The 26,529-nt window shown below is 71.4% G+C and carries 25 protein-coding genes; 11 read left to right on the plus strand and 14 right to left on the minus strand.

What is annotated here, in order from left to right:
* Positions 1-10: 10 nt before the first annotated feature.
* The gene (locus AB0I89_RS28665) at positions 11-1,288 is read left to right on the plus strand and encodes a serine/threonine-protein kinase (protein WP_357133128.1); all 1,278 of its coding nucleotides are present in this window, start codon (positions 11-13) and stop codon (positions 1,286-1,288) included.
* A gap of 65 nt (positions 1,289-1,353) precedes the next feature.
* A complete protein-coding gene (locus AB0I89_RS28670) occupies positions 1,354-1,608 on the plus strand; it encodes a hypothetical protein (RefSeq protein ID WP_357133130.1) in 255 nt (84 codons plus the stop codon).
* A 358-nt stretch (positions 1,609-1,966) separates the two neighbouring features.
* Here the strand turns inward: AB0I89_RS28670 and AB0I89_RS28675 are convergent, their stop codons facing one another.
* From AB0I89_RS28675 to AB0I89_RS28685, 3 genes are all read right to left on the minus strand, one after another.
* Complete coding sequence (locus AB0I89_RS28675; RefSeq protein ID WP_357133132.1) at positions 1,967-2,470, minus strand: hypothetical protein; 504 nt, start codon at positions 2,468-2,470, stop codon at positions 1,967-1,969.
* 268 nt (positions 2,471-2,738) lie between these two features.
* The gene (locus tag AB0I89_RS28680; protein WP_357133134.1) at positions 2,739-2,942 is read right to left on the minus strand and encodes a DUF397 domain-containing protein; all 204 of its coding nucleotides are present in this window, start codon (positions 2,940-2,942) and stop codon (positions 2,739-2,741) included.
* Entirely contained in the window at positions 2,935-3,822 is an 888-nt protein-coding gene (locus tag AB0I89_RS28685) for a helix-turn-helix transcriptional regulator (protein ID WP_357133136.1), read from the minus strand. Before AB0I89_RS28685 ends, AB0I89_RS28680 begins: the two co-directional genes overlap by 8 nt.
* Before the next feature lie 230 nt (positions 3,823-4,052).
* Between AB0I89_RS28685 and AB0I89_RS28690 the strand changes: the two genes are divergently transcribed.
* Both AB0I89_RS28690 and AB0I89_RS28695 read left to right on the plus strand, forming a co-directional pair.
* A complete protein-coding gene (locus AB0I89_RS28690) occupies positions 4,053-4,355 on the plus strand; it encodes a DivIVA domain-containing protein (RefSeq protein WP_357133138.1) in 303 nt (100 codons plus the stop codon).
* Positions 4,352-4,603 (plus strand): hypothetical protein, encoded by a 252-nt coding sequence (locus AB0I89_RS28695; RefSeq protein ID WP_357133140.1) that lies wholly within the window; start codon positions 4,352-4,354, stop codon positions 4,601-4,603. The genes AB0I89_RS28690 and AB0I89_RS28695 overlap by 4 nt, the downstream gene beginning before the upstream one ends.
* Before the next feature lie 45 nt (positions 4,604-4,648).
* Here the strand turns inward: AB0I89_RS28695 and AB0I89_RS28700 are convergent, their stop codons facing one another.
* From AB0I89_RS28700 to AB0I89_RS28720, 5 genes are all read right to left on the minus strand, one after another.
* Complete coding sequence (locus AB0I89_RS28700; RefSeq protein ID WP_357133142.1) at positions 4,649-4,906, minus strand: hypothetical protein; 258 nt, start codon at positions 4,904-4,906, stop codon at positions 4,649-4,651.
* A gap of 223 nt (positions 4,907-5,129) precedes the next feature.
* Complete coding sequence (locus AB0I89_RS28705; RefSeq protein ID WP_357133144.1) at positions 5,130-5,327, minus strand: DUF4926 domain-containing protein; 198 nt, start codon at positions 5,325-5,327, stop codon at positions 5,130-5,132.
* Position 5,328: 1 nt separating this feature from the next.
* Positions 5,329-6,489, minus strand: coding sequence for a WXG100 family type VII secretion target (locus tag AB0I89_RS28710; protein ID WP_357133146.1), 1,161 nt, complete (start codon positions 6,487-6,489; stop codon positions 5,329-5,331).
* Entirely contained in the window at positions 6,486-6,806 is a 321-nt protein-coding gene (locus AB0I89_RS28715; RefSeq protein ID WP_357133148.1) for a type VII secretion target, read from the minus strand. Before AB0I89_RS28715 ends, AB0I89_RS28710 begins: the two co-directional genes overlap by 4 nt.
* The gene (locus AB0I89_RS28720; RefSeq protein WP_357133150.1) at positions 6,793-7,272 is read right to left on the minus strand and encodes a YbaB/EbfC family DNA-binding protein; all 480 of its coding nucleotides are present in this window, start codon (positions 7,270-7,272) and stop codon (positions 6,793-6,795) included. The genes AB0I89_RS28715 and AB0I89_RS28720 overlap by 14 nt, the downstream gene beginning before the upstream one ends.
* Before the next feature lie 58 nt (positions 7,273-7,330).
* On the opposite strand from AB0I89_RS28720, the gene nhaA reads away from it, so the two are divergent.
* The 5 genes from nhaA (at position 7,331) to AB0I89_RS28745 (ending at position 18,245) form a co-directional block, all read left to right on the plus strand.
* A complete protein-coding gene (nhaA, locus tag AB0I89_RS28725; RefSeq protein ID WP_357133152.1) occupies positions 7,331-9,262 on the plus strand; it encodes a Na+/H+ antiporter NhaA in 1,932 nt (643 codons plus the stop codon).
* A gap of 63 nt (positions 9,263-9,325) precedes the next feature.
* Entirely contained in the window at positions 9,326-10,312 is a 987-nt protein-coding gene (locus AB0I89_RS28730; RefSeq protein ID WP_357133154.1) for a LuxR C-terminal-related transcriptional regulator, read from the plus strand.
* A 112-nt stretch (positions 10,313-10,424) separates the two neighbouring features.
* On the plus strand, positions 10,425-12,209 hold the full coding sequence (locus AB0I89_RS28735) for an alpha/beta hydrolase (protein WP_357133156.1): 1,785 nt from the start codon (positions 10,425-10,427) through the stop codon (positions 12,207-12,209).
* A 150-nt stretch (positions 12,210-12,359) separates the two neighbouring features.
* Entirely contained in the window at positions 12,360-16,394 is a 4,035-nt protein-coding gene (locus tag AB0I89_RS28740; protein WP_357133158.1) for a discoidin domain-containing protein, read from the plus strand.
* Positions 16,395-16,454: 60 nt separating this feature from the next.
* Complete coding sequence (locus AB0I89_RS28745) at positions 16,455-18,245, plus strand: gamma-glutamyltransferase (protein WP_357133160.1); 1,791 nt, start codon at positions 16,455-16,457, stop codon at positions 18,243-18,245.
* A 10-nt stretch (positions 18,246-18,255) separates the two neighbouring features.
* On the opposite strand, the gene AB0I89_RS28750 is transcribed toward AB0I89_RS28745, so the two are convergent.
* From AB0I89_RS28750 to AB0I89_RS28765, 4 genes are read right to left on the minus strand one after another with little or no spacing between them, the layout of a single operon-like run.
* A complete protein-coding gene (locus AB0I89_RS28750; RefSeq protein WP_357133162.1) occupies positions 18,256-18,882 on the minus strand; it encodes a response regulator transcription factor in 627 nt (208 codons plus the stop codon).
* Entirely contained in the window at positions 18,879-20,120 is a 1,242-nt protein-coding gene (locus tag AB0I89_RS28755) for a histidine kinase (RefSeq protein WP_357133164.1), read from the minus strand. Before AB0I89_RS28755 ends, AB0I89_RS28750 begins: the two co-directional genes overlap by 4 nt.
* Positions 20,121-20,125: 5 nt before the next feature.
* The gene (locus AB0I89_RS28760) at positions 20,126-20,578 is read right to left on the minus strand and encodes an ABA4-like family protein (RefSeq protein ID WP_357133166.1); all 453 of its coding nucleotides are present in this window, start codon (positions 20,576-20,578) and stop codon (positions 20,126-20,128) included.
* Positions 20,575-21,498, minus strand: coding sequence for a hypothetical protein (locus AB0I89_RS28765; RefSeq protein ID WP_357133168.1), 924 nt, complete (start codon positions 21,496-21,498; stop codon positions 20,575-20,577). The genes AB0I89_RS28760 and AB0I89_RS28765 overlap by 4 nt, the downstream gene beginning before the upstream one ends.
* 163 nt (positions 21,499-21,661) lie before the next feature.
* Between AB0I89_RS28765 and AB0I89_RS28770 the strand changes: the two genes are divergently transcribed.
* On the plus strand, positions 21,662-22,411 hold the full coding sequence (locus AB0I89_RS28770) for a glyoxalase (RefSeq protein WP_357133170.1): 750 nt from the start codon (positions 21,662-21,664) through the stop codon (positions 22,409-22,411).
* A gap of 40 nt (positions 22,412-22,451) precedes the next feature.
* Here AB0I89_RS28770 and AB0I89_RS28775 read toward each other — a convergent pair whose 3' ends face one another.
* Positions 22,452-23,699 (minus strand): MFS transporter, encoded by a 1,248-nt coding sequence (locus AB0I89_RS28775; protein WP_357133172.1) that lies wholly within the window; start codon positions 23,697-23,699, stop codon positions 22,452-22,454.
* An 81-nt stretch (positions 23,700-23,780) separates the two neighbouring features.
* On the opposite strand from AB0I89_RS28775, the gene AB0I89_RS28780 reads away from it, so the two are divergent.
* Positions 23,781-24,665: a LysR family transcriptional regulator gene (locus AB0I89_RS28780; RefSeq protein WP_357133174.1), complete on the plus strand. Its 885-nt coding sequence runs from the start codon at positions 23,781-23,783 to the stop codon at positions 24,663-24,665.
* 39 nt (positions 24,666-24,704) lie between these two features.
* Here AB0I89_RS28780 and AB0I89_RS28785 read toward each other — a convergent pair whose 3' ends face one another.
* Complete coding sequence (locus AB0I89_RS28785) at positions 24,705-26,234, minus strand: TROVE domain-containing protein (RefSeq protein WP_357133176.1); 1,530 nt, start codon at positions 26,232-26,234, stop codon at positions 24,705-24,707.
* Between the last annotated feature and the right edge of the window lie 295 nt (positions 26,235-26,529).

A 26,529-nucleotide genomic window follows, 5' to 3' on the forward strand; every position in this document is an offset into this window, starting at 1 on the left:
GAGGCCGTAGGTGCAGGCGGGGGATCGCATCGGTGACCGGTACGAGTTGACGTATCCCGTCGGTCGCGGGGGAATGGGTCAGGTCTGGGCCGGCTTCGATCAGCGACTCGACCGGCCGGTGGCCATCAAGTTTCTTCGGCAGACGGAGGTGCCGGAGGACGAGCGTGAGACGGCAGCCAAGCGCTTCCGGCGGGAGGCCCGAGCGACCGCGAGGCTCGACCACCCCGGCGTTCCGGCGGTGCACGACCTGGGTGTGCACGGTGAAGACCTCTTCCTCGTCATGCAGCTCGTGCCGGGGATCGTCCTCGCCGACCACATCGCCGAGCAGGAGCGTCTGTCTCTTCGTGAGGCGGTTGTCATTGCCGCGCAGGTCTGTTCGGTGCTCGAGGCCGCACACGCCGCCTCTCTCGTACACCGTGACCTGAAGCCGCAAAACCTCATGATCACGCCGGCGGGAGTGGTCAAGGTGCTCGATTTCGGTGTGGCCGCGCTGCTGAGCCCGACCGAGGCGTCCCGCCTCACCGCGACTGGCCGCACGCTCGGAACCCCTGCCTACATCGCACCCGAGCAAGCGCAGGGCGGACCGGTTGGGCCCGCCGCCGATCTGTACGCCTTGGGCTGCATTCTGTTCGAGATGCTCGGCGGGCGCCCTCCCTACGAGGCGGCGAACGCGCCAGACATGATGCGTCGTCACCTGTATTCGCCGATTCCCATCATCGGCGAATATCGCTCGGATGTGCCCGACGACCTAGCGCATGTCTTGTACTGCCTGCTCGCCAAGGATCCGGCGGAGAGGCCGGCGTCGGCGGGCGAGGTTCACCGGCTCCTCACTCCGTTCGTTCATGGCGACGACATGCCAGGCTTTGCGGCCGAGCGAGTCGGCAAGAGAAACTTCAATGCCACAGCGCGGACGGTCTCGGCACCGCCCAAGAGTTTTCAGGAAGGGCTTGCGGAATCACGGGCGCGGGCACAACAACTCGCCGAGAATGAGCTCTTCGTGCAGGCTGCCGAAGTGTTGGAGCGAGCCCTTCACTCGCTGCCGGAAGACGAGGGCGAGCTCCTAGCTGTTGACGCAGTATCGGTGCGCGAAGACATTGCGAATCTCCTAATGCTGGCAGGTGATTTCCAACGGGCCCGAGGCGCCTTCGCGGCGTTGGCCCACGATCTGGACCAGTCAGGCGGCCAGCAGGATCTTGCTGAGGAGTGCTGGCATCAGGTGTTGGTTTGTGACGCCGAGATGGGACAGGTCACCAGCAACAGCCTCGTCCCGCCCAAGCTTCGTCTGTAGCCCTCATCCAAGTTCCTGTTGCTGGCCTGTGGACCGTTGGCGCACCGGAAGATACGGTCGACGCCATGCTCGCACGGACCTGTCGTGATGAGGTGCTTGAAGCAGCTCACGAATTGGCTGCTCGAAGCATCGACGGCAGCTTCACCGCCGAGGACGTCGTACGCCTGCTGATCAACAGGGGAAGCGTCTTCGCAGCGAGCACGATTCGCACTCACGTCGTCTCGCGTATGTGCGTGGACGCTCCAGCTCACCATGCCGTCCGCTATCCGGACCTCACTCGCGACGGTGGACGCTACCGCCTTGTCAATTTCAGCGGGTGAGCCTGTTGTCGCGGGCGCTGCCGACGAAGGCGGACCAAGCCGTCAGCGCGGCAGCCAGATGAACCGGCGTCATGGCAGGTTGCCCTCGTCCCCCTAGGCCGTGTGTCAAAGCCCCTGGCCGGCCTGCGGAGGCCGAGAGGACCGGCCGTTTCGGCCGCTGGTGAACCGCCGCTCGCGGGCCCGTGGTCCGGCCGGATCGGAGCCGCCCGCTCCATTGAGCGTGATGCCTGTGGGTCATCAAGATGACTCACCGGCATCACGCTCATTCTGGTGTCCGCCGTCCGCCCCTCGGCTCGACCGAGGACCTTGACACACGGCCTAGCGCCCTTCGGGATGAATATCGCGGTGTGATCGCCCGTTACAGCGAGACGACGACCGGTTGGACCTGGACGTTCTTGGTCAGCTGCTCAGGCGAGGGGACAGGCGTGCTGATGTTGACAGACAGGTTGTAGCCGTAGATGTCCACTCCGTCGAGGTGGTTCGCGCCCGGCCAGTCCGACTCCAGGCGGACCGCCATCCGAGTGGGAAAGTTGGTCACCTTCTCGGCGCACGACCGGATCAGGACCACGCTCGGGGTGGCGGTCAGGTGGGTTGCCAGCATCCGGGCCAGCTTCTTGTAGGTCCACCCCCAGTCCTTGGCACCTGCCTCGGCGTCACCGATCTCCTCGTCGTTGCCGTGGGCGCGGATGCACAGAGGCTCCCCTGCCTGCACCCCAGCCAGGTAGGTGGCCAACTGCCGATCCGCCTCGGCCTGCGTGAGTCCGGCGTCGATGGGCAGAAGTGCACCCCATGCGGCGGCGCCCGATTCGGCTCCTTCCGATTGACGGCGGGTATTCGGGTCCTGGGTCGCCACGATGAACATGACATGCACCTCCGGGCTCGCTGCCTTATTGGACGGACGAGAGGAGGCTAGCCCGGTGGGCGAAGAAGCACGCTGTCGTCTATCCGGCCCGAATTCCCGAGGTCGCATGTTCGACAAGTATTCGCCGACTTTTTGGACAGCCGTGACTAATCGCGATCCTCGATCCGCAATTCCCGCAGAGGCAAATGGCATGGGACCGGTCCCGGTGGCGACAATCAGTGGCTCTGCGCCGCGACGGTCATTAGCGCCGGCGCGTCTGCATCTGAGTTCAGTGGATCAGCGCGTTCTCATGGGTGCTGCCGACGAAGGCGGACCAAGCGGTTGGGTGGAAGGTGAGAGCTGGTCCGGCCGGATCCTTGGAGTCGCGGACGGCGACGATGTCGGGGATGTTGGTGGCGACCTCGACGCAGTCGCCGCCGTTGTCGCCGCTGCGGGTGCTCTTGCGCCAAGCGGCGCCGGTCAGGTCAGTCATGCCGCATCTCCCCGGAAATCTGCTTGATCATGTCAGTCGATTCTGCCTCGCTGAGGGCCAGCGCATCCAGCCCTCGCCAGACGCGCTGGTAGGCGGCCAACTCGTCGGGCTTGTCGAGGTACAGCGCCCCGGTCAACGACTCGCTGTAGACCACCGACGGTTCCGGGGCGGCACGACCGCCTTTGGTCGCCGGGAAGTCCAGAATTACGAAGGACCCCGCAACCGCGCCCGGCTGCGGGCCTGCGGCCAGCGGCAGCACCCTGACGCTGACGTTTGCTAGCTCGGACAGTTTGGTGAGGTGAGCGAGCTGCTCGATCATGACCGGCGAGCCACCAACGCTGCGACGGAGTACCGCCTCAGACAGCACGGACTCAAGCCTGGGAGCAGCCGGCAAGCGTCGAATGAGCAATGCCTGCCGTTGAAGTCGGACCTGTACCGCCCGCTCGCGCTCCTCCTCGTTCAGCATCCCGCCGAGGCGGTAGAGCGAGCGGGCGTACTCCTTGGTCTGAAGGATCCCAGGGATGAGCGATTCGTCGTAACGGCGAAGGTGGGCGGCGGCGGATTCCAGGCCGACGTACAGCTCGAACCAGCTCGGTACCGCATCGCCGTACGCGTGCCACCAGCCCTTCGACTTCGTCTCGGCGGCCAGTCCGCGCATCGCCTCGGTCATCTCGGACGACACCCCGTACAGCTCGCACATCGCCTTGACGTCGAGCACCCGCACCGAGCCCTGGCCGCATTCGAGACGCCAGATCTTTTGCCGGCTGTATTCGAGCGCTTCGGCGGCGGCATCGAGTGTCACCCCGGCCTCGTTGCGGAACTGGCGTAGCAGCCGGCCGAGTTGCCGGCGCGGCACGGTCGATCCAATGTCGTCGGGCATCCGCACACTCCCTGGTTCCAACACGCAACACTGCGTTACCTGTTCCTGCAACTCCTACGGGTTTCAGCAAAGAAAGTCAATGCACAACGGGGAAATCGCGGTATTGAACGTTGCATTTCCGATGCGGACTGTCGCAGGCTGATCACAGCACGGCGGCCGGCCGGTCCCCCCGAACGGCCGCCGTGCTCCCCGAACACCCTCGCCCCTCCGCGTCAGGAAGGCAGGCAGACATGAACGCCAGAAACGAGCGACCCAGAGCGGCGAGCGGTGGTGGGACCGATCGCTCCGGCGCGTACACCGGTCTCTTGCCGTGGCAGGTGCGTGAGCGCCGCTTCACGCCGGCCGGGCTCGGACGTCGCGGTCTGAACCCCGACGACGTGTACGCCTTCCTTGACCGGGTCGCCGCCGACATGGCCGCCGTCTACGCCGCTCTCGCCGAAAGTCGCCGCGAGACCGTCCGGATCAAGGCCGGGCTGCGTCGCTGGCAGACTGATCAGGCCCGTGCCCGCAACGAGCGGGACGAGGCCCAGTGAGCCAGCGGTACGTCATCCACCTGCCCGTCGTCGCCACCGACCTGCCCGCCGCGCAACGCCTGGCTCGGGTCATCGGTCGATGGATGCTGGTGCTGCCGATGGCCGACCCGGGGGAGATCACCGTCTCGGAGGAGGATCAGCAGTTCCTGCGCCACCGGGTCTTCTGCGACCTGCGGCTGCCCGGCGGCCGGCGCTGCCTCCTGCGCGACGGCCACGACGGCGAATGCTCCCGCCGCCTACGCAGATGAGGGGAGCCGCCGCCGGCCGAGCGGGGCCGGCGGCGGAACCAACGCTCAGTACGTGAAGGTCCAGAGGAAGTAGAACCCGGGTGCGTTGGGACCGTACTGGCGGTACTCGCAGTAGTACCAGCTCCACTGGCCGGTGCGGGCACCCTCGCTGCCGTAGCTGTTGCAGAACTGGCCATCGGAGTAGACGCCGCGGAGTGTGCCGCCCTGCGGGTCGGCTGCCGCCGCGGCGGCGCCGGTTCCGACGAGTCCACCGATTGCGAGCGTCGCCGCCACCGCCAGCGTCGCCCATCTGCGTCCGCGCATGGAGTCTCCTTCCGTCACCGTCCACAGTGCACGTGCTCCGCGCCGAGTCGAGACCAGGACATCGAAGTTGGTGAGTGTCAGGCTATCCGTTGGGGCGGCCTCCGCAGTACGGGCCGAACGGGTGGTGCAGGAGCGTGCCGAATCTGGATCGGGTGGCAATCCGGGCGGGGAGGATGCCCCGTGGCTAGCCACAATCCGCACCGGCCATGGTCCGCCGGAACGGCTACTCGCCTCGATGAACTACCTGATCGGCCCGGAGCGTGACCATGGCGACGGTGCGGCCATCGGCATCGGCGAACTCGACTTCGTACGCTGCCGGGGGACCGCTGAAAATGTGAACGACTGTTCCCACTGACCCGGCAGGCAGTTCTTCCTCCGGAATGGGCTCTCGGAGCTCAACCACGTCGTACAACTCCAACATGTCATCCTTCCTTTGGCGGGAACGAGATGGTCACCATCCGAGGTGCGGATGCCCCGTTCTCCAGTATCCAGGCCGTGCGGACGGTGATCGTGCCATCCGGCCCGGTCAGAGGAAGGTCCACCGACCACCGCTGGCCGAAATCGTCCGCCTTACCTGGCAGCGGCTTGCCGGCGAGTACGCCTTCGCGGATCTGCTGCATGATCACGTCGGCGTCGTCCGGACCGAGGCCGGTGGCCGAGTTGATGACGCGATACTTGTTCTTGCCGACCGGGTGCTCCGGGTTCATGGCGTAGGCGGTGATCTTCCGTGGGTCGATCTCGGCCTCACTGAAGTCCGGTCGGCTGGGGTCACTCGGAATCTTTGTCGGCTCGGGACTGTCGGGCCTCTGCGAGCCGGGCGACTGCTTCTGCAGCCGTCCGAGCGCCTGCTTGAGCTTCTCGATGAGGTCGCCGAGCCGGCGTACCTCCGGGATCAACCGTCGCAGGCTGGCCAGCAGTGCACGAAGCATCCGCGCGATCCGCGCCCCCCACGACGCCACAAGCGTCGTCACCTGTTCCACCACCAGCGGTGTGGCGAGTCCGCCGGTGAAGACGAGTTCGCCCGCGTACGTGATGAGGCGGGAGACGCAGGTGGCGATCGCGTCGCGGACCAGGAGCCGGACGGCGGCGACCAGGCCGGCGGCGCCTTCGGTGATGGCGGCCATGGTGTCGGCGCCCTGGGCGAGGCCGGTGATGGCCTGGTGTTGTTCGGCGGTCCAGGCGCGGTAGGCGGGGCCGGCGCTGCCGCCCCAGCCGGCGACGTCGTCGCGGACGGCGCGGGTCAGCTCGGCTGCGTCCTCGCGGAGCGAGGTGGCGACGTTGCGCCAGGTCTGGGCGTGTGCGGTGATCTGCGCCGGGTCGCCGGCGAGCCAGTCGAGCGCCTCGCTGAGCGGCTTGACGTGTTCGATGAGCCAGGCGATTCCGTACTGGAGCAGGGCGCCGACCGGGTCGGAGACGAAGGCGAGCGCGTCGAGGCCGGCGCTCACGACGCCGAGGCTGCCGTCGATCCAACTGCCGCTGCGGATGCCCTGCGCGATGAGTTCGATGTCCTCGCAGATCCACACTCCCGCCCAGGCGCTGGGCGGGGTGTCCGCTGCGGTGGCGACGAGCGGGTTGGACGTCACGGGCGTTGCCGCACCCCGTCGAGCAGGTGCTTGGCGTGGGCGTCGGAGTGTCGGTAGCGGTCGGCGCTGGTCCGCAGCTTTCCGGCGGTGTCCCGCACCGAGCCCGCGGCGACGCCGATGCCGTCGACCAGGGTCCGCTGGAGGCCGTCGAGCAGTGTCGGCATCAGTGCGCAGAGCTGCCCGTACGCGTCGGTGCCCAACCGGACGTGCTGGCCTGCCTGTTGGGTCGTGTCGAGGCTGCCGGCGCAGCGATCGAGGCGCGCGGCGTGGGCGGTCAGGTCGTCGGGGTCGACCTGGATGCCGTCACCGCGGGGCATCGTTCGGCCCCGGATCGTGGCGCAGCCGACTGCGGTAGGAGTCGATGATGGCCCGCGCGCCCGCGTCGTCGCCGAGGGACTCCGTGGTCACGTCGGCGACCTGCCGCAGCAGGTCGGAGCGGGCGGCTCTCGTGGTGTGCACGATCTGCTCGGCGGTGCGTGCCGCGGGTTGGTGCCGGGTGCGCTCGTCGAGCCGCAGGTCGATCAGCAGGCCCGCCGAGTCGACGGTGACCAGGACCGTCCGATCGGGGGTGTGGGCGGTGCCGGTCAGCTCCCGCATCCGCGTCGACAGCGTCTTGGCCCGTTCCGCCCGTTCGGCGAGCGACGACTCCCACTCGTCGAGCCGGCGCTCCGCCGCGTCGAGCGCGGCGTCGTCCGCCCACATGCTGACCCTCCCCAGGGGACCACCGCCGGCCACCGCCAGCGAGATCACCGGTACGCTACCAACCAGTCGCGTTCCGTGCATGCCCGAGACGATCGCGAATCCGCGCCGGGAGTCGGTCAGGCCGAGGAAGATTGCCTCCGTGACGAGCGACAACGCGCACCGGGGGTGGTCCGCCCGGACGGCCTGGCAGGGGCGGATCAACGCCCCGCTGCGCGCGTTCCTGCGCACCGAGACGGGCGGCGCGCGGGTGGTGCTGCTCGCCGCCGTGGTGGCCCTGGCCTGGGCCAACCTGCACCCGTCGTCGTACGAGTCGGTGTGGCGCACCAGCCTGTCGGTCCGGCTCGGCGACTGGCCCGTCTCGCACGACCTGCGTACCTGGGTCAACAGCGGCCTCATGACGTTCTTCTTCCTGGTCGCCGGCCTGGAGTTGCGCCGCGAGTTCGACATCGGTGAGCTGCGTGAGCGGCGTCGGCTGTGGTTGCCGATGCTGGCCGGGTTCGGCGGCATGCTGCTGCCGATCGGGATCTACCTGGCGATCAACGCCGGACGGTCGACCGCCGTGGGCTGGGGTGCGGTGATGGCCACGGACACGGCCCTCGCGCTCGGCGCGCTGGCCGTCTTCGGGCCGCGTTTCTCGGACCGGCTGCGGGCCTTCCTGCTGACGGTCGCGGTCGTCGACGACCTGGTGGCGATCGCGGTGCTGGCGGTTGCCTACCCGTCGCACTCCTCGCCGAGGGCGCTGCTCGTCGCGGCTCTGATCTTCGCCGTGGTGCTGCTCCTGCGGGTCTGGAAGATCCGGCACGGGTGGTTCTACACGCTGCTCGGGGTGGCGGCCTGGCTCGCGGTGTCGGAGTCCGGCGTCGACCCGGTCGTGGTGGGCCTGCTGATGGGGCTGCTGACCTACGCGTACGACCCGGGCCGCAAGGACCTGCAGTGGGCGAGCGACCAGTTCCGCCTCTTCCGGGAGCAGCCCACCCCCAAGCTCGCCCGGATGGCCCAGGCCGGGCTCACCGCGGCGCTGTCACCGAACGAACGACTACAGAGCCTCTACCATCCGTGGGCCAGCTACGTGATCGTGCCGCTGTTCGCGCTGGCGAACGCCGGGATCGTCATCGACGGCGAGCTGCTGGGCCGGGCCGTGACGTCTCCGGTGACGCTCGGCGTGGTGGCGGCGTATGTCGTCGGCAAGCCGGTCGGCATCGTGATCACCTCGTGGTTGGTGACCCGGCTCAGCGGCGAGCGGTTCCGGCCGCCGGTCGGCTGGATCGCCGTGGTGGGGGTCGGCACGGTCTCCGGTATCGGGTTCACCGTGGCGCTCCTGATCGCCAACCATGCCCTGCACGGCCCGGCGCTGGACGAGGCGAAGCTCGGCATCCTCGTCGCGACGGTGGGCGCGTCCGTCCTCACCTGGCTGCTGTTCCGGATCGTCGCCCGGCTCTCGCCGACCCGCCGCGCCCGTGCGCTGCTCGGCATGGCCATGGGCATCGTCGACCTGAAACTTCCGGTGGATCCGGAGCGCGACCACCTGCGCGGATCGCTCGACGCGCCGGTGACGGTGGTGGAGTACGGCGACTTCGAGTGCCCCTACTGCGGGCAGGCCGAGCCGGCGGTCCGGGAGCTGCTGGCCGACTTCGCCAATGTTCGGTACGTCTGGCGGCACCTGCCGCTCACCGACGTCCACCCGCACGCGCAGGTCGCCGCCGAGGCCGCCGAGGCGGCGGGCGACCAGGGCGCGTTCTGGGAGATGCACGACCTGCTGCTCGCCCACCAGGACGCGCTCAACCCCACCGACCTGCTGCGGTACGCCGAGCAGCTCGGCCTGGATCTCGATGAGTTCCGGGAGCACATGGTCAAGCGGATGGGCGTCGACCGGGTCGCCGAGGACGTCGAGTCGGCGGACCTTAGCGGCGTCACCGGCACGCCGACCTTCTTCGTCAACGGCCAGCGCCACCATGGGGCGTACGACATCGCCGCGCTCACGGCGGCGGTGAAGTCGGCGTTCACGAGCGCACGGCTGCAACCCGAGTACCGTCGCGAGCCCGGCCAGGGCGGGGACGCGGCCCCGGAATGATCGCAATAAATGCCCTCCGACCTGCGTGAACCGTCGACATCGACGCGCTCTACGATCGCCGGCATGCGGATCGGTCCCCCCGCCGTGACGCCCGCCCTGGACGTGGAATCGCTCCCGCTCACGGCGGACGCCGTGGACGTCTACCAAAACCTCCTGCGGGTGGCGCCGGTGGCGCAGCGGACCTTCCTGACCACCGCCTCGCCACGGGCCACGCGCGCGCTCGCCGGCCTGCTGAGCAGCGGCGCCGTGCACCGCGACGACGCCGGCGTGCTGCACGTCCGGCCACCGCGTACCGCCCTGGAGAACTGGGCCGCGCTGCGGGAGATGGAGGCCGCCCGGGCGCGCGCCGCCGCCGAGACGCTCTCCGGGCTCTACACCGCCGTGCACGGAGCGGGCGCCGCGTTCGTCGAGGTCATCGAGGGCAAGGACGCCGTCCGCGAGCTGTTCCGCCAGTTGCAGGCCGGCGCCCACGCCGAGGTGCGCGGTCTGGAACGCGGGCCGTACCTGCGCGACACCACCCGCGTGCCGGAGGAGGTGCAGTACGACGCGCTGCGGCGCGGGCGGCGGTACCGGTGCGTGTACGAGGGCGAGCTGCTGCACGACGAGGCGATGCTGGCGGCCGTGCGCGCCACGGTCGCCGCCGGTGAGCAGGCGCGCGTCTTTCCCGAGCTGCCCCTGAAGATGATGCTCGCCGACGCCGAGCGTGCTCTGGTCGTCCTGCCCCGGGCCAGCGGTGACGAGGCCGACGCGGTGCTGGTGCACCGCTCCCGGTTGTTGGAGGGGCTGTCCGAGCTGTTCGAGGTGTTCTGGCGGCTCGGAGCGCCGATCCACGCCACCGCCGACACCGCCGAACCGGACGCCGAGCCGACGGTGGCCACCCAGCGGCTGCTCGCGCTGCTCACCGCCGGCCTGACCGACGAGGCGATCGCCCGTGACCTGGGTGTCAGCAACCGTACGGTGCACCGTCGGGTCAGCCGCCTCCAGGAGTTGCTGGGCGCGCGCAGCCGGTTCCAACTCGGCGTGCAGGCCACCCGCCGCGGCTGGTTGTAACTGGCCGGATCCTGCCATGACCGGTCTTCGTCACGGCGGGACGGCGGCGGCGAAACACTCCTGGGCCAGGGTGAAGTCCGTTCGATCAATCGCTGTCTGAGAGGACGGGACGATGCCCCATCCCACGACCGGGTCGCGCCACCCACGCCGCGTGCGCCGGCCGGCCGCCCTGCTCGCCGTGACCCTGGTCGCGGCGGCCCTGACCAGCGGCGCGGCCGGCACCGCCGCCAACGCGGCCACGGCCACCGAGCCGGACACCGCCGCCCTGGCCGCGTCCCTGGCCACCCAGTGGCTCGCCTGGGAGCCGTGCGGGCTGACCGAGGTCAGCCCCGAGGACGAGGCGCAGCTACGCCTGTCCTGCGCGACGGTCACCGTGCCGCGCGACTGGCACCACCCGCGCGACGGAGAGACGATCCAGGTCCGGATCAGTCGCACCGCCGCGTCCGGCCCCGACCGGGCGGGCATCCTGCTGGTCAACCCGGGTGGCCCCGGCGGCAGCGGCCTGTCGCTGGCGCCGTACGTGGCGCGGTCCGCGCCCGCCCTCGCCGAGCGGTACGACGTGATCGGCTTCGACCCGCGCGGGGTGGGGCAGAGCACCCCGCTGCTCTGCACGGTGACCTACCGCGACACCGACAACACCAACGACCTGATCACCCAGGCCAACGTGCGCGGGTGCCGCAGCACCGAGCTGACGAAGTACATCACCACCGAGCAGACCACGTACGACATGGACTTCATCCGGGTGCTGCTGGGCGAGCGCAAGCTCAACTACCTCGGCTACTCGTACGGCACCTGGCTGGGCACCTGGTACGCGGCGACGTTCGGCAGCCGGACGGGCCGGATGGTGCTCGACTCGGTGGCGGCGGTCGGCTCGCCGACGCTGCAGGAGACCTGGGACCTGCAACCGTTCACCCGGGACCGGGCGTTCCAGGAGCAGTTGCTGCCGTACATGGCCCGCCACGACGACCTGTACGGCCGGGGCAGCGACCCGATGAAGATCCGGGAGATGTTCGAGCGGGCCGGCGGCACCCGCGTCGGCATGGGACCGTTCATGTTCGGCTGGTTCATCCTCGGCGCGCTCTACGACACCCAGAACTATCCGACGGCCGCGGCGGCGGTGAACACCGTCATCCAGTACTACGAGGAGTGGAACGGCTGGACGCCCGAGCAGATCCTCAGCGCCGCGACCGCGAAGCTGCTCGCCGCGCCGGGCATCACGGCCGACGGCCGGGCGTACATCGAGCAGTCCCGCGTCGCCGCCCAGGCGACGCTGAAGACCCAGGGTGACCGGTCCCTGCTGGCCCAGGGCACGGACGAGTACACGTACGACATCGACTACGTCTTCGAGGTGATCCGCTGCCAGGACGGGCAGTGGAACGACAGCATCGCGCACTGGAACGCGTTCAGCCGACGCCTCACCCGGGACGCGCCGCTGGTCGCCCCGTACCTGCAGAACCCGCCGGCGTGCGCGTACTGGCCGACCAGCAACCGGATGCCGAAGTTCGACCGCAGGACGTTCCCGAAGGTGCTGATGCTCCAGGACGAGCTCGACGTGGCGACCGCGTACGAGGGCGCGCTGGCGGCCTCGAAGAAGCTCCCCGGCGCGTCGATGATCAGCGTCGACAACGAGGGCAGCCACGGCGTCTTCCCGTACTACACCCCGTGCGTGGACGACCCGGTCTACGCCTACCTGCTGGACGGTCGGCTGCCCGCCGAGACGTACACGGGCTGCCAGGCGGTGCCGCTGCCGGGCGAGAGCACGGTGTTCGAGGTGGGCGGCAAGCTGACCGGCAAGGGGACGGTGCGGACCCGTCTGATCACCGACGACATGCGGGCCGCCGACCGGATGCTCAAGCGGATGCTGCGCACCGAGCCGGGACCGTCGTACCCGGAGTGACGCTCCTCGGGGAGCGGGCGGCGACCTGACGCCCGCTCCCCCAGTGGATAGGACACCGCCTCTTGACTCCCGGGAAACATCGGGCCACCATCTGACAACGTTGTCACATACCCCCGTCCCTTCTGACAACGTTGCCACCCTGGAGGCGCAATGTCCGAGCCATCGCCCGTTTCGCGGCGTACCTTCCTCTCCGCCGGAGCGACGCTGCTGGCGTCGGTCGGGGTGACCGCCGTCCTGCCGGACGCGGTCGCTGCCGCCGCCGCGCCGTCGGCCAGCGGCCCGTCGACCACCACTGACCTGGCCAGATACCGGCCGGTGGCGGTCTCCTCGACCGACTACGCGCCGACGCCCGCCGCGTTCGCCGTGGACGGCCTGCCCCAGGTCGGAGTCCGGGGCAGCGGATGGCGGGCCGCGAACGGCGATCCGCAGTGGATCTCGGTGGACCTCCAGGCACCGTGCCGCGTCGAGGCCGTCACCCTGGTCTTCGAGGCGACCCTCGCCGACGGGCCGTTCGACGGCAACTACACCGACACCGACGGCGACGAGATCCTCTCCAGCGCCGCGACGGCGTACCGCATCGAGGTCTCCACCGACGGCCGCGACTGGCGGTCGGTGTACGAGACCACCGACGGCCAGGGCGGCGTACAGGCCATCAAGCTCCCAGAGCCGGTCACCGCGCGTTGGGTCCGGATGACGGTCACCAAACGGTCGAACACCAATCCGGTCGGCCTGAACGGCTTCCAGGTCTACGGCGTCGCTCTGGCACCTCGCCCGAAGGCGGACGGCTGGACGAGCTGGGAGGGCGGCAACACCGGCCGGCCGCCCGAGCTGACGGTGGCCCCGAACGGCACGGTCGCGCTGGAATCCGGCTGGTCGTTGACGATGGACGACTTCGCGGGCACCACCGACGGGGCCGAGTTGTCCCGGGCCGGTGTCGACGTCGGCTCGTGGCTGCCGGCCACCGTGCCCGGCACCGTCCTGGGCACCCTCGTCGAGCAGGGCCACCTGCCCGACCCGGTCGCCGGCTTCAACAACCTGCGCATCCCCGAGGCGCTGTCGCGGCACACCTGGTGGTACCGGCGGGCGCTGCGGTTGCCGCGCGGCCTGGACACCTCCGCCGGCCGCCGGATCTGGCTGGAGTTCGACGGCATCAACCACGAGGCCACCGTCTGGGTGAACGGCGTGCAGGTCGGCAGCGTCAAGCACCCGTTCGCTCGGGCCGCCTTCGACATCACCGACGCCCTCGCGGGCCACCGCGACCACGTCCTGGCCGTCCGGGTGACCCCGATGCCGCACGTCGGCACCCCCGGAGACAAGGGCCCCGACGGCCGTACCTTCCTCCAGTCCGCCCACCACTACCTCGACGCGCCGACCTACCTGGCGGTGTCCGGCTGGGACTGGATGCCCGCCGTCCGGGACCGCGTCACCGGGCTGTGGGACCACGTGCGGCTGCGCAGCACGGGCGCCGTGGTCGTCGGTGACCCGCACGTCGAGACCACGCTGCCGAAACTGCCCGACACCGGCACGGCCGAGGTGACCATCCGGGTGCCCGTGCGCAACGCCACGGCCACCGCGACCACCGTCACCGTGCGCGCGGAGTTCGACAAGGTACGCGTCGAGTCGACGGTGACCATCGCCGCCCACACCTCCACGACGGTCACCTTCGCGCCCGAGCGTTTCCGGGCGCTGCGCCTCGCCCAGCCCCGGCTGTGGTGGCCAAACGGCTACGGCGAGCCGCACCTCTACGACCTGACGCTCACCGCCACCGTCGGGCGCGCGGTCAGCGACCGGCGTGAGCTGCGCTTCGGTGTCCGCCAGTTCGGCTACGACTGGCACCAGCCGGTCGTGATCTCCCCACCCGGCCAGCCGCCGCTGGACTTCGTCGACGGGGCCGCCACGCAGACCGTCACGTTCGACCGGCAGCACGCCCGGCACGTGCGTATCCAGGCGGGCCAGCGCGCCACCGGCTGGGGCATCTCGATGTACGCGCTGTCGGTGGCCGACGGCTCGGGCCCGGACCTCGCGCTGCGCCGCGACGCGACCGCCTCGTCGGCGGAGAACGACAGCAACGTGCCCGCCAAGGCGGTCGACGGTGACATGTCGACCCGCTGGGCCTCGCAGGCCGAGGACGACCAGTGGATCCAGGTCGACCTCGGCGCCGCCGTCGACTTCGACCGGGTCACCATCGTCTGGGAGCAGGCGTACGCCCTGGACTACCGCGTCCAGGTCTCCGCCGACGGGCAGGAGTGGACGGACGTCACGTCGGTCAGCAACGACACCCCGCTGGGCAGCCGCGCCACCCAGGTCGAGACGTTCGCCAGCCGGACCGCCCGGCACCTGCGCGTCCGGACCGGCGCGCGGGTGACCTCGTGGGGCGTCTCGATGTGGGGGCTGTCGGTGCAACGGCAGGCCGAGCCGAACGTCGACCTGGCGCTGCACCGGACGGCGACCGCGTCGTCGTCCGACGGCGACTCCAACGGGCCGGACCGGGCCGTCGACGGCAACCCGCGGACCCGGTGGTCGTCGGCGTTCGAGGACAACCAGTGGATCGCCGTCGACCTCGGTGCTCCGGTCGCCTTCGACCAGGTGACGATCGTCTGGGAGCAGGCGTACGCCCGCGACTTCGTCATCCAGGTGTCCGACGACGGGCAGTCGTGGACCGACGTCAAGGCGGTCAGCAACAAGATCACCGAGCTGAAGATCAGCGTCAACGGCGTGCCGGTGTTCGTCCGGGGCGGCAACTGGGGCTGGGACGAGCTGCTGCGCCGGGTGCTGCCGGACCGGCTGGCCGACACGGTCGAGATGCACCGCGACATGAACTTCACCATGATCCGTAACTGGCTGGGCAGCAGCAACCGGGAGGAGCTGTACCGGGCCTGCGACGAGCAGGGCATCCTGGTCTGGAACGACTTCTGGCAGGCCGGCGGCTTCCTGCCAAACCCGCCCGGCTACGTCGACATCGCCGCCGACACGATCCGGCGGTTCCGGCACCACCCGAGCATCGTCGTCTGGTGCGGCGCGAACGAGGGCGACCCGCCGCCGATCGTCGACGCCGGCCTCAAGCAGGCCGTTGCCACCGAGCACCCGGAGATTCTGTACATCCCCAACTCCGCCAGCGGCATCGTGAGCGGACGCGGACCGTACGGCTGGGTCGACCCGACCACCTACACCGACGCGACGATCTACGAGGCCGACTCGTTCGGCTTCCACACCGAGATCGGCATGCCCGTCGTGTCGGTGGCCGAGAGCATGCGCAACCTGGTGGGCGACGCTCCCGAGTGGCCGATCGGCGAGGTGTGGAACTACCACGACTGGTCGACCATCGGTAACCAGCGCGTCGGCACGTACCAGGACGCGATCGACACGCGGCTCGGCGCGTCCGGCTCGCTCGACGAGTTCGCCGCCCGGGCGCAGTTCGTCAACTACGAGAGCCACCGGGCCATGTTCGAGGCGTGGAACGCCAACCTGTGGCAGGACGCCACCGGCCTGCTGCTGTGGATGTCGCACCCGGCGTGGCACAGCACGGTCTGGCAGACGTACGACTACGACCTGGACGTCAACGGCGCCTACTTCGGTGCCCGCAAGGGGTGCGAGCCGGTGCACGTCCAGGCCGACCCGGGCACCTGGCAGACGCGGGTGGTCAACCACACCACGGCCGCGCTCACCGGCGTGACGGTCACCGCCCGCCGGTACGACCTCAACGGCCGGTCGCTGGGCGCCGCGCAGCGTCAGCGGGTGGACGTGCCGCGCTCGTCGACGACGCCCGCGTTCGCCGTGGCGTCGGCGGACGGCGGTGGGCTGCACCTGGTCCGATTGGAGCTGCGCGACGGCCGGGACCGGCTGCTCGCGGAGAACACCTACTGGCGCTACGACAAGGCCGAGCAGATGCGGGCGCTCACCACCCTGGCGGGCGCGCGACTGTCGACGTCGACGAGTACCGCACGCATCGTGGACGGCCGGAACACCGTCACCACGACGGTCCGCAACCAGGGCCGTACGGTCGCCGCCATGGTCCGGCTCGCCGTGCGCGACGAGCACGGGAAGCGGATCCTTCCGGCCCGCTTCGACGACAACTATCTCTGGCTGCTGCCCGGGGAGACGCGTCAGGTGCGGATCTCCTGGCCGGCCCGGCCGGGCCTGCCCCGCAAGGCCACCGTGACCGCCCAGGCGTACAACGCGGCCTAACATTGCCCGCTGGGAGGCGGCCGCCGAGGGCCGCCTCCCGGCCCCCAGTGAGGTGTTGTCATGTCGTTCACCACCCGACCGACCCTGCAGGGCACCTTCGGCATGGTGTCGTCGACGCACTGGCTCGCCAGCCAGTCGGCGATGGGAATCCTCGAACGCGGCGGCAACGCGTTCGACGCCGCGGTGACCGCCGGGTTCGTCCTGCACGTCGTCGAACCCCACCTCAACGGCCCGGCCGGTGAGGTGCCGGCGATCGTCGCCACCGCCCGGGATCCGCGTCCGACGGTGCTGTGCGGGCAGGGCCCCGCGCCGGCCGGCGCGACGATCGCCCACTTCCGGTCGCTCGGCCTGGACCTCGTCCCGGGCGCCGGCCCGCTCGCGGCGGCCGTGCCCGGCGCGGTGGACGCGTGGCTCCTGCTGCTGCGCGACCATGGCACGCTCTCCCTCGCCGACGTCCTGGAACCGGCGATCGGCTACGCCGCCGCCGGCCACCCCCTGGTGGGCGCGGTCGGCGCGACGGTGGCGGCCGTGCGATCGCTGTTCGAGGAGCACTGGCCCACCTCCGCCCAGCTCTGGCTGCGCGGCGGCCGGCCGCCGGTCGCGGGGGAGCGGTTCGCCAACCCGGTGTACGCGTGCACACTGCGCCGACTCGTCGAGGCGGGGCAGACGGCCGGCGGGGACCGGGAGGCGCAGATCGAGGCGGCCCGCCGAGCCTGGGGCACGGGCTTCGTGGCCGAGGCGATCGACGCGTTCAGCCGACGGCCGTTCCGCGACTCCAGCGGACGCGCACACGCCGGGCTGGTCACCGGCGACGACCTGGCCGCGTTCTCGGCGACCTGGGAGACGCCGACCACCCTCGACTGGCAGGGCTGGACGGTCGCCAAGACCGGCTTCTGGGGCCAAGGCCCGGTGCTGCTGCAGACCCTCGCCGTGCTCGACGCGCTCGACGACGACGGCGCGTACGACACGGCCACCGCCGCCGGCATCCACGCCCAGGCCGAGGCGTTGACGCTCGCGTTCGCCGACCGCGAGGCGTGGTACGGCGACAGCGCCGACGTGCCCGCCCCGGCGCTGCTCGACCCGGCGTACGCGCGGGACCGGGCGGCCCTGATCGGGGACCGCGCGTCGAGCGAGCTGCGACCCGGAAGCCCCGGCGGTGCCCAACCGCGTCTGCCGGACCACCTGCGGTCGGGCGTCACCCACCGGGCCGACGTGCCGGACCCCACCACGGGCGAGCCGACGGTACGGTCCGACGGGGTCACCCGGGGCGACACCTGCCACGTCGACGTCGTCGACAGGTGGGGCAACATGATCTCCGCGACGCCGAGCGGTGGGTGGTTGCAGAGTTCACCCACGATCCCCGAGCTCGGGTTCCCGCTGGGCAGCCGGTTGCAGATGTGCTGGCTTCAGGAGGGACTGCCCGCGTCGCTCGCCCCGGGCCGCCGGCCACGCACCACGCTCAGCCCGACCCTGGTGCTGCGCGACGGGCAACCCGTCCTGGCGTGCGGCACGCCCGGCGGCGACCAGCAGGACCAGTGGCAGCTGCCCTTCCTGCTGCGCCACCTCGTCGGCGGCCAGCACCTCCAGCAGGCCATCGACGCGCCCGCCTGGCACAGCCTCGGCGTGCCGTCGTCGTTCTACCCCCGCGACCGCGAGCCCGGCGTGCTGCTGGTGGAGGACCGGCTCGACGCCGCCGTGGTGACGGCCCTGCGGGCGTACGGGCACGAGGTGCGGCTCGCCGACGCGTGGAGCCTCGGTCGGCTCTGCGCCGTGTCCCGGGACCCGGCCACCGGAGTGCTCGCCGCGGGCGCGAACCCGAGGGGCATGCAGGGCTACGCCTGCGGCCGGTAGGAGACGCCGGTCAGGCGCCGCGCGCGAACAGCGCGAGGCGTACCCGGTTGGGGCTGTCGGTCTTGGTCATGAGGCTCGTGATGTGGGTCTTGACGGTGGTCACGCCGATGTGGAGCCGCTCGGCGATCTCGGTGTTGGACAGGCCCTCGGCGACCAGGGTCAGCACGTCCTGCTCGCGGGCGGTGAGCCCGTCATGCTGCCGGGGCGGCGTGACGCGGGCCCGCACCGCGCGTTGGACGAGGCGGTGCAGCACCTCCGGGCTGAACGGGCTGTCGCCCGCGGCGGCCCGCCGGATGCCGTCCAACAGCTCGGCCGGCGGCGCGTCCTTGAGCAGGAAACCGCACGCGCCGGCGCTCAGGGCGGGGTAAAGGTGGTCGTCGTCGCCGAACGTGGTCAGCACCAGCACCCGGGTGGCGGGACGTTCGGCGAGGATGCGCCCGGTCGCGGTGATCCCGTCGACGCCCGGCATGCGCAGGTCCATGACGACGACGTCGGGGACGAGCCGCGCCGCGAGGGTGACCGCCTCGCGGCCGTTGTCGGCCTCGCCGACGACCTCGATGTCGGTCTGCGCGTCGCACAGCATGCGCAGGCCCGCCCGGATGAGGTGCTGGTCGTCGACGAGCAGGACACGGATCACGCCGGCCTCCGGGTGGGTGTTCCGGGCGGGGCCGCGCGGGCCCGGGGAGCCGGCGTGGGCAGGGTGTTCGGCAGGACGGTACGCACCCGCCAGCCCGTACCGGTCGGACCCGCCTCCAGCCGGCCGCCGAGGACCTCGACGCGTTCGGTCATCCCGGTGACGCCGTGACCGCCGCCGGCCGGCACCGCCGTCGACGTGCGGTCGCCGTCGACACCACCCCCGTCGTCGGTGACCTCCCAGTGCACGGCCCCGTCGCGGACCGCCACCACCAGGCGTGCCCGCGCGGACGTCCCCGCGTGGCGGGCCACATTGGTCAACGCCTCCTGGGTCAGCCGCAGCACCGCCAGACCCCGTACCGCGTCGAGTGAGCCGATCGCCGCGTCGACGTCGGCCTCCACGGTGATGCCGCTCTGGCGGGCCCGGTCGACGGCGGCGCCGAGCGCCGAGGGGAGCGCCGCGGGCTCGATCGCGGTCAGCGCGGCGTCGCCGCGTACCCCGTCGGGGTCGCGCAGCACCGCGACCAGCCGGCGCAGCTCCGACAGCGCCGCGGTGCCCGTGCCGTGCACGTCGTCGAACACCTCGTCCACCCGCGGATCGAGGTCGGTCAGGACGTGCCGGGCCACACCGACCCGCAGCACCATCGACGCCACGTGGTGGGCGACGACGTCGTGCAGCTCGCGGGCGATGGCCGCGCGCTCGTCGGCGCGCGCCGCCCGGCCCTCCGACTCGCGGCGTCGCTGCTCGGCGAGCGCCCGCTCCAACGCCTGCCGGCCCACCTCCCGGTTGGCCCGGATGACCAGGCCGAGCAGCACCGGGACGCCGACCTCCAGGCCCAGACCGACGACGCCGGAGCCGACCTGGCGCAGCGGGGCACCGATGCTGGTGGTCAGGTCGACCACGGTCAGCAGCCCGGCCGCCAGCCAGATCGTGCGGGCGCGACCCGCGAGCATGGTGACCTCGAGCAGAGCCCAACTCGCGCCCACCTGGTTGATGGTGACGTCGTCGACGAGGCAGATCGCGACCGCCAGCAACGCCGTCTGCGCCACCAGGTTGACCACCGGCCGGCGGTACGCCACGACCGCCACGGCGAACGCGGCCACCGCGAGGGTCCACTGTGTCGGCGAGGGCACGGAAGCGGAGTGGGGCACGAAGAGCAGGTAGCCCAATCCGCTGAGGTCGAGCAGCAGCATCCGCCCGCGCGCGTCCCGCGCGTCGAACAGCCGCCCCCACCACGCCACGCTCGTCAGCCTAGGTGCCCGGTGTCGACGGCTGCGACCGCCGGCCGCCGCCACCTGGCCCGTACGCCCAGGTAGGCGGTCAGGCCGAGCGGCCCGAGCAGGATGGTCAGCAGCAGCACCGGGGCCATGACCAGCGCCGGTACCCCCCGTTCCCGGCTGTCCAACCACGCCCAGCGGCCCACGAACAGGTCGAACGCGATCATGTGCGCCCAGCCCGCCGCCGCGCCGTCGGGTGTGCCGAGCAGGTCGCGCACCCCGTCGAGGGTCGGCGACGCGACGGCGGGCAGCACCGTGCCGAACGCCGGCACCACCAGCAGCGCGTAGATCACCACGACCGGCAGCACGATCAGCGGCGAGCCGACGATCCGGGCCGTCCACGACCAGCGTGGCAGCAGGATCATCAGCGCCCAGAACGGCGCGGCCAGCGCGAACGTCAGCGAGAACAGCGCCCCGGTCATGCCGCGAGCGCCAGCTCCGGGCGGCGGCGCGCGAGCACCAGGGCGGTGGCGGTCGCCGTCGCGACCGCCAGGGCCGCGACGACGGCCAGGGTGAGGGCATCCGGGCGCAGCAGCGGCTGCCCGCGCAGGGCCTGCCAGGTCAACACCAGAGTGAGTACGCCGTACGCCGTGCCCGCGACGACCAGCAGCCGGACGCGGGTACGCGCGTCGAGCCGGGACGCGTACCGGGTCAGCAGGATCGCCAGGAGCGGCAGGGCCTGCAGGGCGTGCAGCCCCACGAAGTGCCCGATCCGCAGGTCGCCGCCGGTGGTGCTCCAACCGACCACGGGCAGCCCCGGCCCACCGTCGGCCACGCCCACGCTGTGCGCCCCGGAGACGCCCTCGATGCCCGGGTCCTGCGTCGGAAGCACCATCGGCACGGCCGCGAGCATACCGAGCAGGGACAGGCCGAGCCCCCACCCGACGGCGGTCGCGGCGACCCGGTCGGGAATCCGCCGGATCAGCAGGACGACCGCGAGGACGAGGTGCGCGACGAACAGCACCATGATCGCTGCGCCCATCACCGCGAAGAGGATCGCGTTCAGCGCGGTGGTGTCGTTGAAGTGGCTGGTCGTACCCCGGATCACCTGAGCGACGATCACCACCATCTCCACCAGCGCCAGCGCGACGATGGTCGCCGCCGCCCACTCCGCGGCCCGGCTGCGACGCGGCAGCAGCGACAGCATCCACGCGAGCGTCGCGCCGTAGACGACGAAGGAGACCGCGAACTTGAACGGCTTGAGCCAGATCGGCGCCCCGGTGAGGACGCGGGGGTCGACGAGGACGCCGACGGCGGCGACGACGGCGAGCACCGCTGACGCGGCCACGAAGAGGGTCAGCGGGCGGTTCCAGCGCGCCGCCCGGCGCAGAACGGTAGTCATGCCTGTAGATGCTCGTGGCCGCCCGTGCCGTACGCGTCCGACCTCGGGCCCCGGTCGCGGCCCCGGGTCGGAGCCCGCCTCCTCCCTGGGTAGGAGGTGAGATCGGGCGCGATCCGCCGCCGATGCTGGCACAATGGCCGGCCTGCCGACCGGGGGAGTGACCGTGACGACCAGCGAGGACCGTGTCCAGCCGAACGAGGCCACCGTGCCGCTGCTGCCCTGCCCAGCGCCCGAGGAGACCCTGGCGTTCTGGCGGGCCCTCGGTTTCGAGGTGACCTACGAGCAACTGCGACCGTACGTCTATCTGGCGTTCCGGTTCAGCGGGTTCGACCTGCACTACGGCCCCGCGCCGAAGGACCTCGACCCGGCCCGGGAGCAGTCCGGCGGCGCCCTGGTCATGGTCGACGCGGTCGCGCCGTACCACGCGGCGTTCGCCGACGCGATGCGCCGCGTGTACGGCAAGGTGCTCGTCAAGGGCCTGCCCCGGATGACCCGCTTCCGGGCGGGAGCGTCGCGGTTCAGCATCGTCGACCCGTCGGGCAACACCATCGTCTTCATCCGCCGCGACGAGCCGAAGGACGTGGAGTACGGCGGGTCGTCCGAGCTGCAGGGGCTGGCCCGGGTGCTGGACAACGCGCGGATCCTGCGCGAGTTCAAGACCGACGACCGGGCCGCCTACCGGGCGCTCGACTCGGGGATGCGCCGCCGTGCCGAGGACGCCCCGGTGGTCGAGCAGGCGATGGCGCTGGCCGCGCTCGTTGAGTTGTCGGTGGCGCTGGGCAAGACCGACCGGGTGCCCGAGTGGGGGGCCCGGCTGCGCGCGCTCACGTTGACGGAGTCGGAGCGTACCCAGGTGGCGGCCTATGTCGCGGACCCGGCCCTGCTGGAACCGTTCTGGTCCGATCCACGGTGACGCGGCGGACCGGGCCGGGCCCGGCCCGGCCCCGGTCCGGTCAGCGGCTCGCGGAGCTGCGGCGGAACAGCGCCGTCACGCCGGCCAGCAGGACGAGAAGCAGGCCGGTGAACCAGTTCATGGCCGTGATCGTGCTGACCGTGCGGGTGGCGATCCCGATGCCGAGGGCCGGCAGGCTCATCCCGAGGTAGGCGATGAGGAACAGCCCGGCCAGGGCCTCACCGCGCCGGGCCGGCGCGGCCATCGCCGCGACCGTGCCGACGGAGGCCTTGAACAGCACACCCGCGCCGACGCCGGCGAGCACGCCACCGAGCAGGAACGCGGTCAGGCTCGCGGTGTGCATCCCCACCAGCACGACGGGCACGCCGACGGCCTGCGCCAGCAACCCGAGCCGTACCTTCGCCGGGGCGGGCAGCCGGGTGGTGAGGCTCTGCGCCACGGCCGCGCCGCCGAACACGGCGAACACGACCGCGCCGGCCAGCGCCCGCGACGGCAGGTGCAGGGCGCCGGCGACGAAGCCCGGCGCCACGGAGGTGAACAGGCCGAACACGGCGAACGACGCGAAGCCGGCGGCGGTCGCCGCCACGTACCCGGCGGGGTCGCCGTGGTCGGCGCTGATCCGCTGCGGCCGGTAGGTGGGCCGGACCGGCCGCTCCAACACGGTCTCCGGTGTCGCCGCGACCGCCACGAGGCTGACGGCCAGCAGCACGGCGAACACCAGGTACGGGGTGCGCAGCGGCGCGTCGACGTACTGGGCGAGGACGCCCGCGACCAGCGCGCCGACGCCGAGGCCGCCGATGTTCGCGGCGGTGGAGACCACCTCGAAGCGCTGCCGGGACGCGCCGGGGCGGTGCGCCGCGTGCAACTCCTGGAGGTACGCGGTCGCGGTCGCGGTGATCATGCCGATGCCCAGCCCGCTCACCAGGCGGGCGACCAGCAGCACCGGCAGGGACGCGTCGCCCAGGAACAGCGCGGCGGCGACCAGTTCCAGGGCCAGCGCCGGGATGAGGATCTTCTTGCGGCCGACCCAGTCCGACACGTGCCCGGCGAGCAGCAGGCTGATCACCACACCCACCGCGTACGCCGCGAACACGATCGTGACCGTGAACGTGGAGAAGCCGTCCCGCGCCATGTAGAGCGGGTACAGCGGGGACGGAACGGTGCAGAACGCCATCGCGGTGAGGAACGCCAGGGCGATCGCCCAGAAGCCACGGCCGTGGCGGGATGATCCTTCGCCGGGGCCAGCCGGGGCGACGGGCCGACGGGAGGGCAGGGTCGTTGACGACATGAGCCCACTGTCACCCCACTCGATCATCACGTCCAACGAAAGTTGACGCTAGTCACCATCGCTGCGAGTGATACTTGGGGCGTGGAACTGCGTCAGCTCGAGTACTTCGTCGCGGTGGCCGAGGAGCAGAACTTCACCCGCGCCGCCGCCCGCCTGCACGTCGTCCAGTCCGCCGTCTCGGCGGCCGTGAAGACGCTCGAACGTGAACTGGGCGCACCCCTGCTGGACCGCAACTCCAAACGCGTACTCCTGACCGACGCCGGCGTCGCGCTGCTGCCGCGCGCCCGCATCGCCCTCGACGCGGCCCGCGACGCCCGCGACGCGGTCGCCGAGGTGCACGGCGGCCTCCGGGGCACCCTGCGCATCGGCACCATGACCTCGATCAGGCTCCTGCACCTGCCGGCCCTGCTCGGCGAGTTCCACCGCCGGCACCCCGGAGTGCTGCTGCACACCAGCGTCGCGCCGTCCGGCTCCCAGGGGCTCATCGACGCGCTCACCGAGCGCCGACTCGACCTCGCCTTCGTCTCGCTGCCCGGCACGCCACCGGCGCAGATCCACCTCACCGAGCTGGCCCGGTCGGTGATCGACCTCGTTGTGCCGGACGGTCACCCGCTCGCCGCGAACGAGGCGGTGTCGCTGCGCGACCTCGCCGGTCTCGACTTCATCGACTCTCCGATCGGCTACGGCAACCGCACCGTGACCGACCGGGCGTTCGCCACCGCCGGCCTGTCCCGGCGCGTCACCATCGAGATCCCCGACATCGCCACCGGCGCCGACCACGTCCGGCACGGTCTCGGTATCGCCCTGCTGCCCCGCTTCGTCGTCGCCGACGCTCCCGGAGTCCGCACCCTGACCGTCACCGACGCCGACCTGGACTGGACCGCGTCGCTGGCCACGCCCGTGGACCGCCCGGTCGGCGCCGCAGCCCGCGCCCTCATCGCCCTGACCGGCGAGTTCCTGCCCTGATTCGCGCCGCGGGGCAGTCGTGCCCCCGCGCGGCGCGAATCAGAAGGGCCACTGCTCGTCGGACCCGGCCTCGATCAGCGGGATCATCGCGAACGCCGCGTCGGACAGCCCGCCGAACGTGTGTCGCCTGGTCGCCGTCGATGTGTGCCCGACCCGGTATCCGGCCAGGTTCCAGGTGTACACGGGCACCTCCGCCGGCACCGACGCGGCCACATCCGCCGACCCGTGCCAGTGCGCCTGCTCGTCGGTGAGGATGATCAGCCGGTCGTGTGCGCCGAAGTGCTCCCGGACCGCCTTCTCGGTGTCGGTTCCCCGGCCGAGGAAGTAGCCGCCCTCCCTGAACCGCCGCACCGCCGCGAGGACCGACTCGCCCGCCACCGAGGGGAACACCCGGCTGTGATCGGAGAACGACACCACGGTGGCCGCCTGCGCGCGGGCGGCCAGCGCGAGACCGAACACCGTGGCGGCGTCCCAGCAGCGCAGCGTGCCGTCCTTGCTGAACGCGCTCTCCATCGAGCCGGACGTGTCGATGAGGATCAGCGTCCGTCCGTCCAGGGCGGGAACGTTCGCGAGGGCGTGCTGCAAGGCCTTCTCCAGCGGGTACGCCCAGCGCAGGCTCGGTGCCGCGTTGTACGCCGACAGGAAGCGCATCGGCAGTACCCGCGAAGTCGCCACCCGCGCCGGGTCGGAGAGCGTGGCCGCCACCGTCTCCGCGACGGCGTCGCCGACCCCGGCCTGGTCGAAGTTGCGCAGGTTACGCAGCAGCGCCAGGTAGCCCATCGTCGGGATGACGGACTCCCACGCGGCCGCGTCCATCGCCCGCTGTCGCCAGCCGGCCAGGGCCTCCCACGTCATACCCGCCTCGTCCAGCACGGCCCGGTCGGAGACCTCCCCGCGCTGCTCGACCGGCATCGCCATGAGCGCGTCCCGCGCCCTCAGCATCCGCAGGGACTCCGGGACCGGGTTGTCCCGGTGGTGCCGCCGATCCAGCGCGTGCCGGAACAGGTCACCCTGTCGCTCGTCCCTGGCGGTGGGGTGGGTCAGGTCGATGACGTCACCGAAGCGCACCTGGCGGCCGACGGAGTCGTACTTGAGCAGGCTCCGCTCGGTGTAGAGCCGGACCGCCGCGTCGGCGATGCCCCGCTTCACCGGCTTGGGCAGTGCCCGGCCGTGACGAGCCAGCCAGTACGCGAGCGCCTCGCCCGGCTCGTCGGCACGCTGCAACGCGGCGTCGACGACCGCGCGCGAACCCGGTATGCCGGCCGCCACCTGGGCGCGGGCGCCCTCGACGGCCGCCACCACGGACGCCGAGCGCATCATCGCGCCCGTCCGCAGCCACGACACGAACCGGCCGAACCAGTCGGGATCAGCGACGGCGACGGTGGCGACCAGGTCCCGGAAACGAGCGTCCCGATCGGTGGAGCCCTCGTAGAAGGTGGCCTCGCCAACCATGTTCGAGACACCGAGAAGGAACAGTTCGAGGCGCGGCTCACGGACGAAACCGGGGGCGCCCTCGGTGGTCACCGGCCGCTGCTGGCTCGTGCGCGGCTTGAGGTTGAACTTGGCCATGACGTCCCCCACGTCGGTCGGCCGAGAAGGCGCCACCACCGCGCACACCCGAGATCAGAGTCGGCCACGGAACAGTCCGCCGTTCTGTCCGTTGAACTACCCACCCGAAGGTGTCGGGGGATTCGAACCCCCATCTGCGGATCCCGAAGTAACCGTTGCCTGCGCACCGGGTGTGCGTGTGGTCGCGCTTCCCGAGATCGAGGTCGGCGACGGAGGTCCTTCACCGGGGCCGGAACCCCTCCAGATGTAACCGTCGCCTACGCACCGGGAAGTGCGGTCACGACCGTAGCGGCGG

It is taken from the genome of Micromonospora sp. NPDC049801, from assembly GCF_040656575.1.
Lineage (GTDB): Bacteria > Actinomycetota > Actinomycetes > Mycobacteriales > Micromonosporaceae > Micromonospora.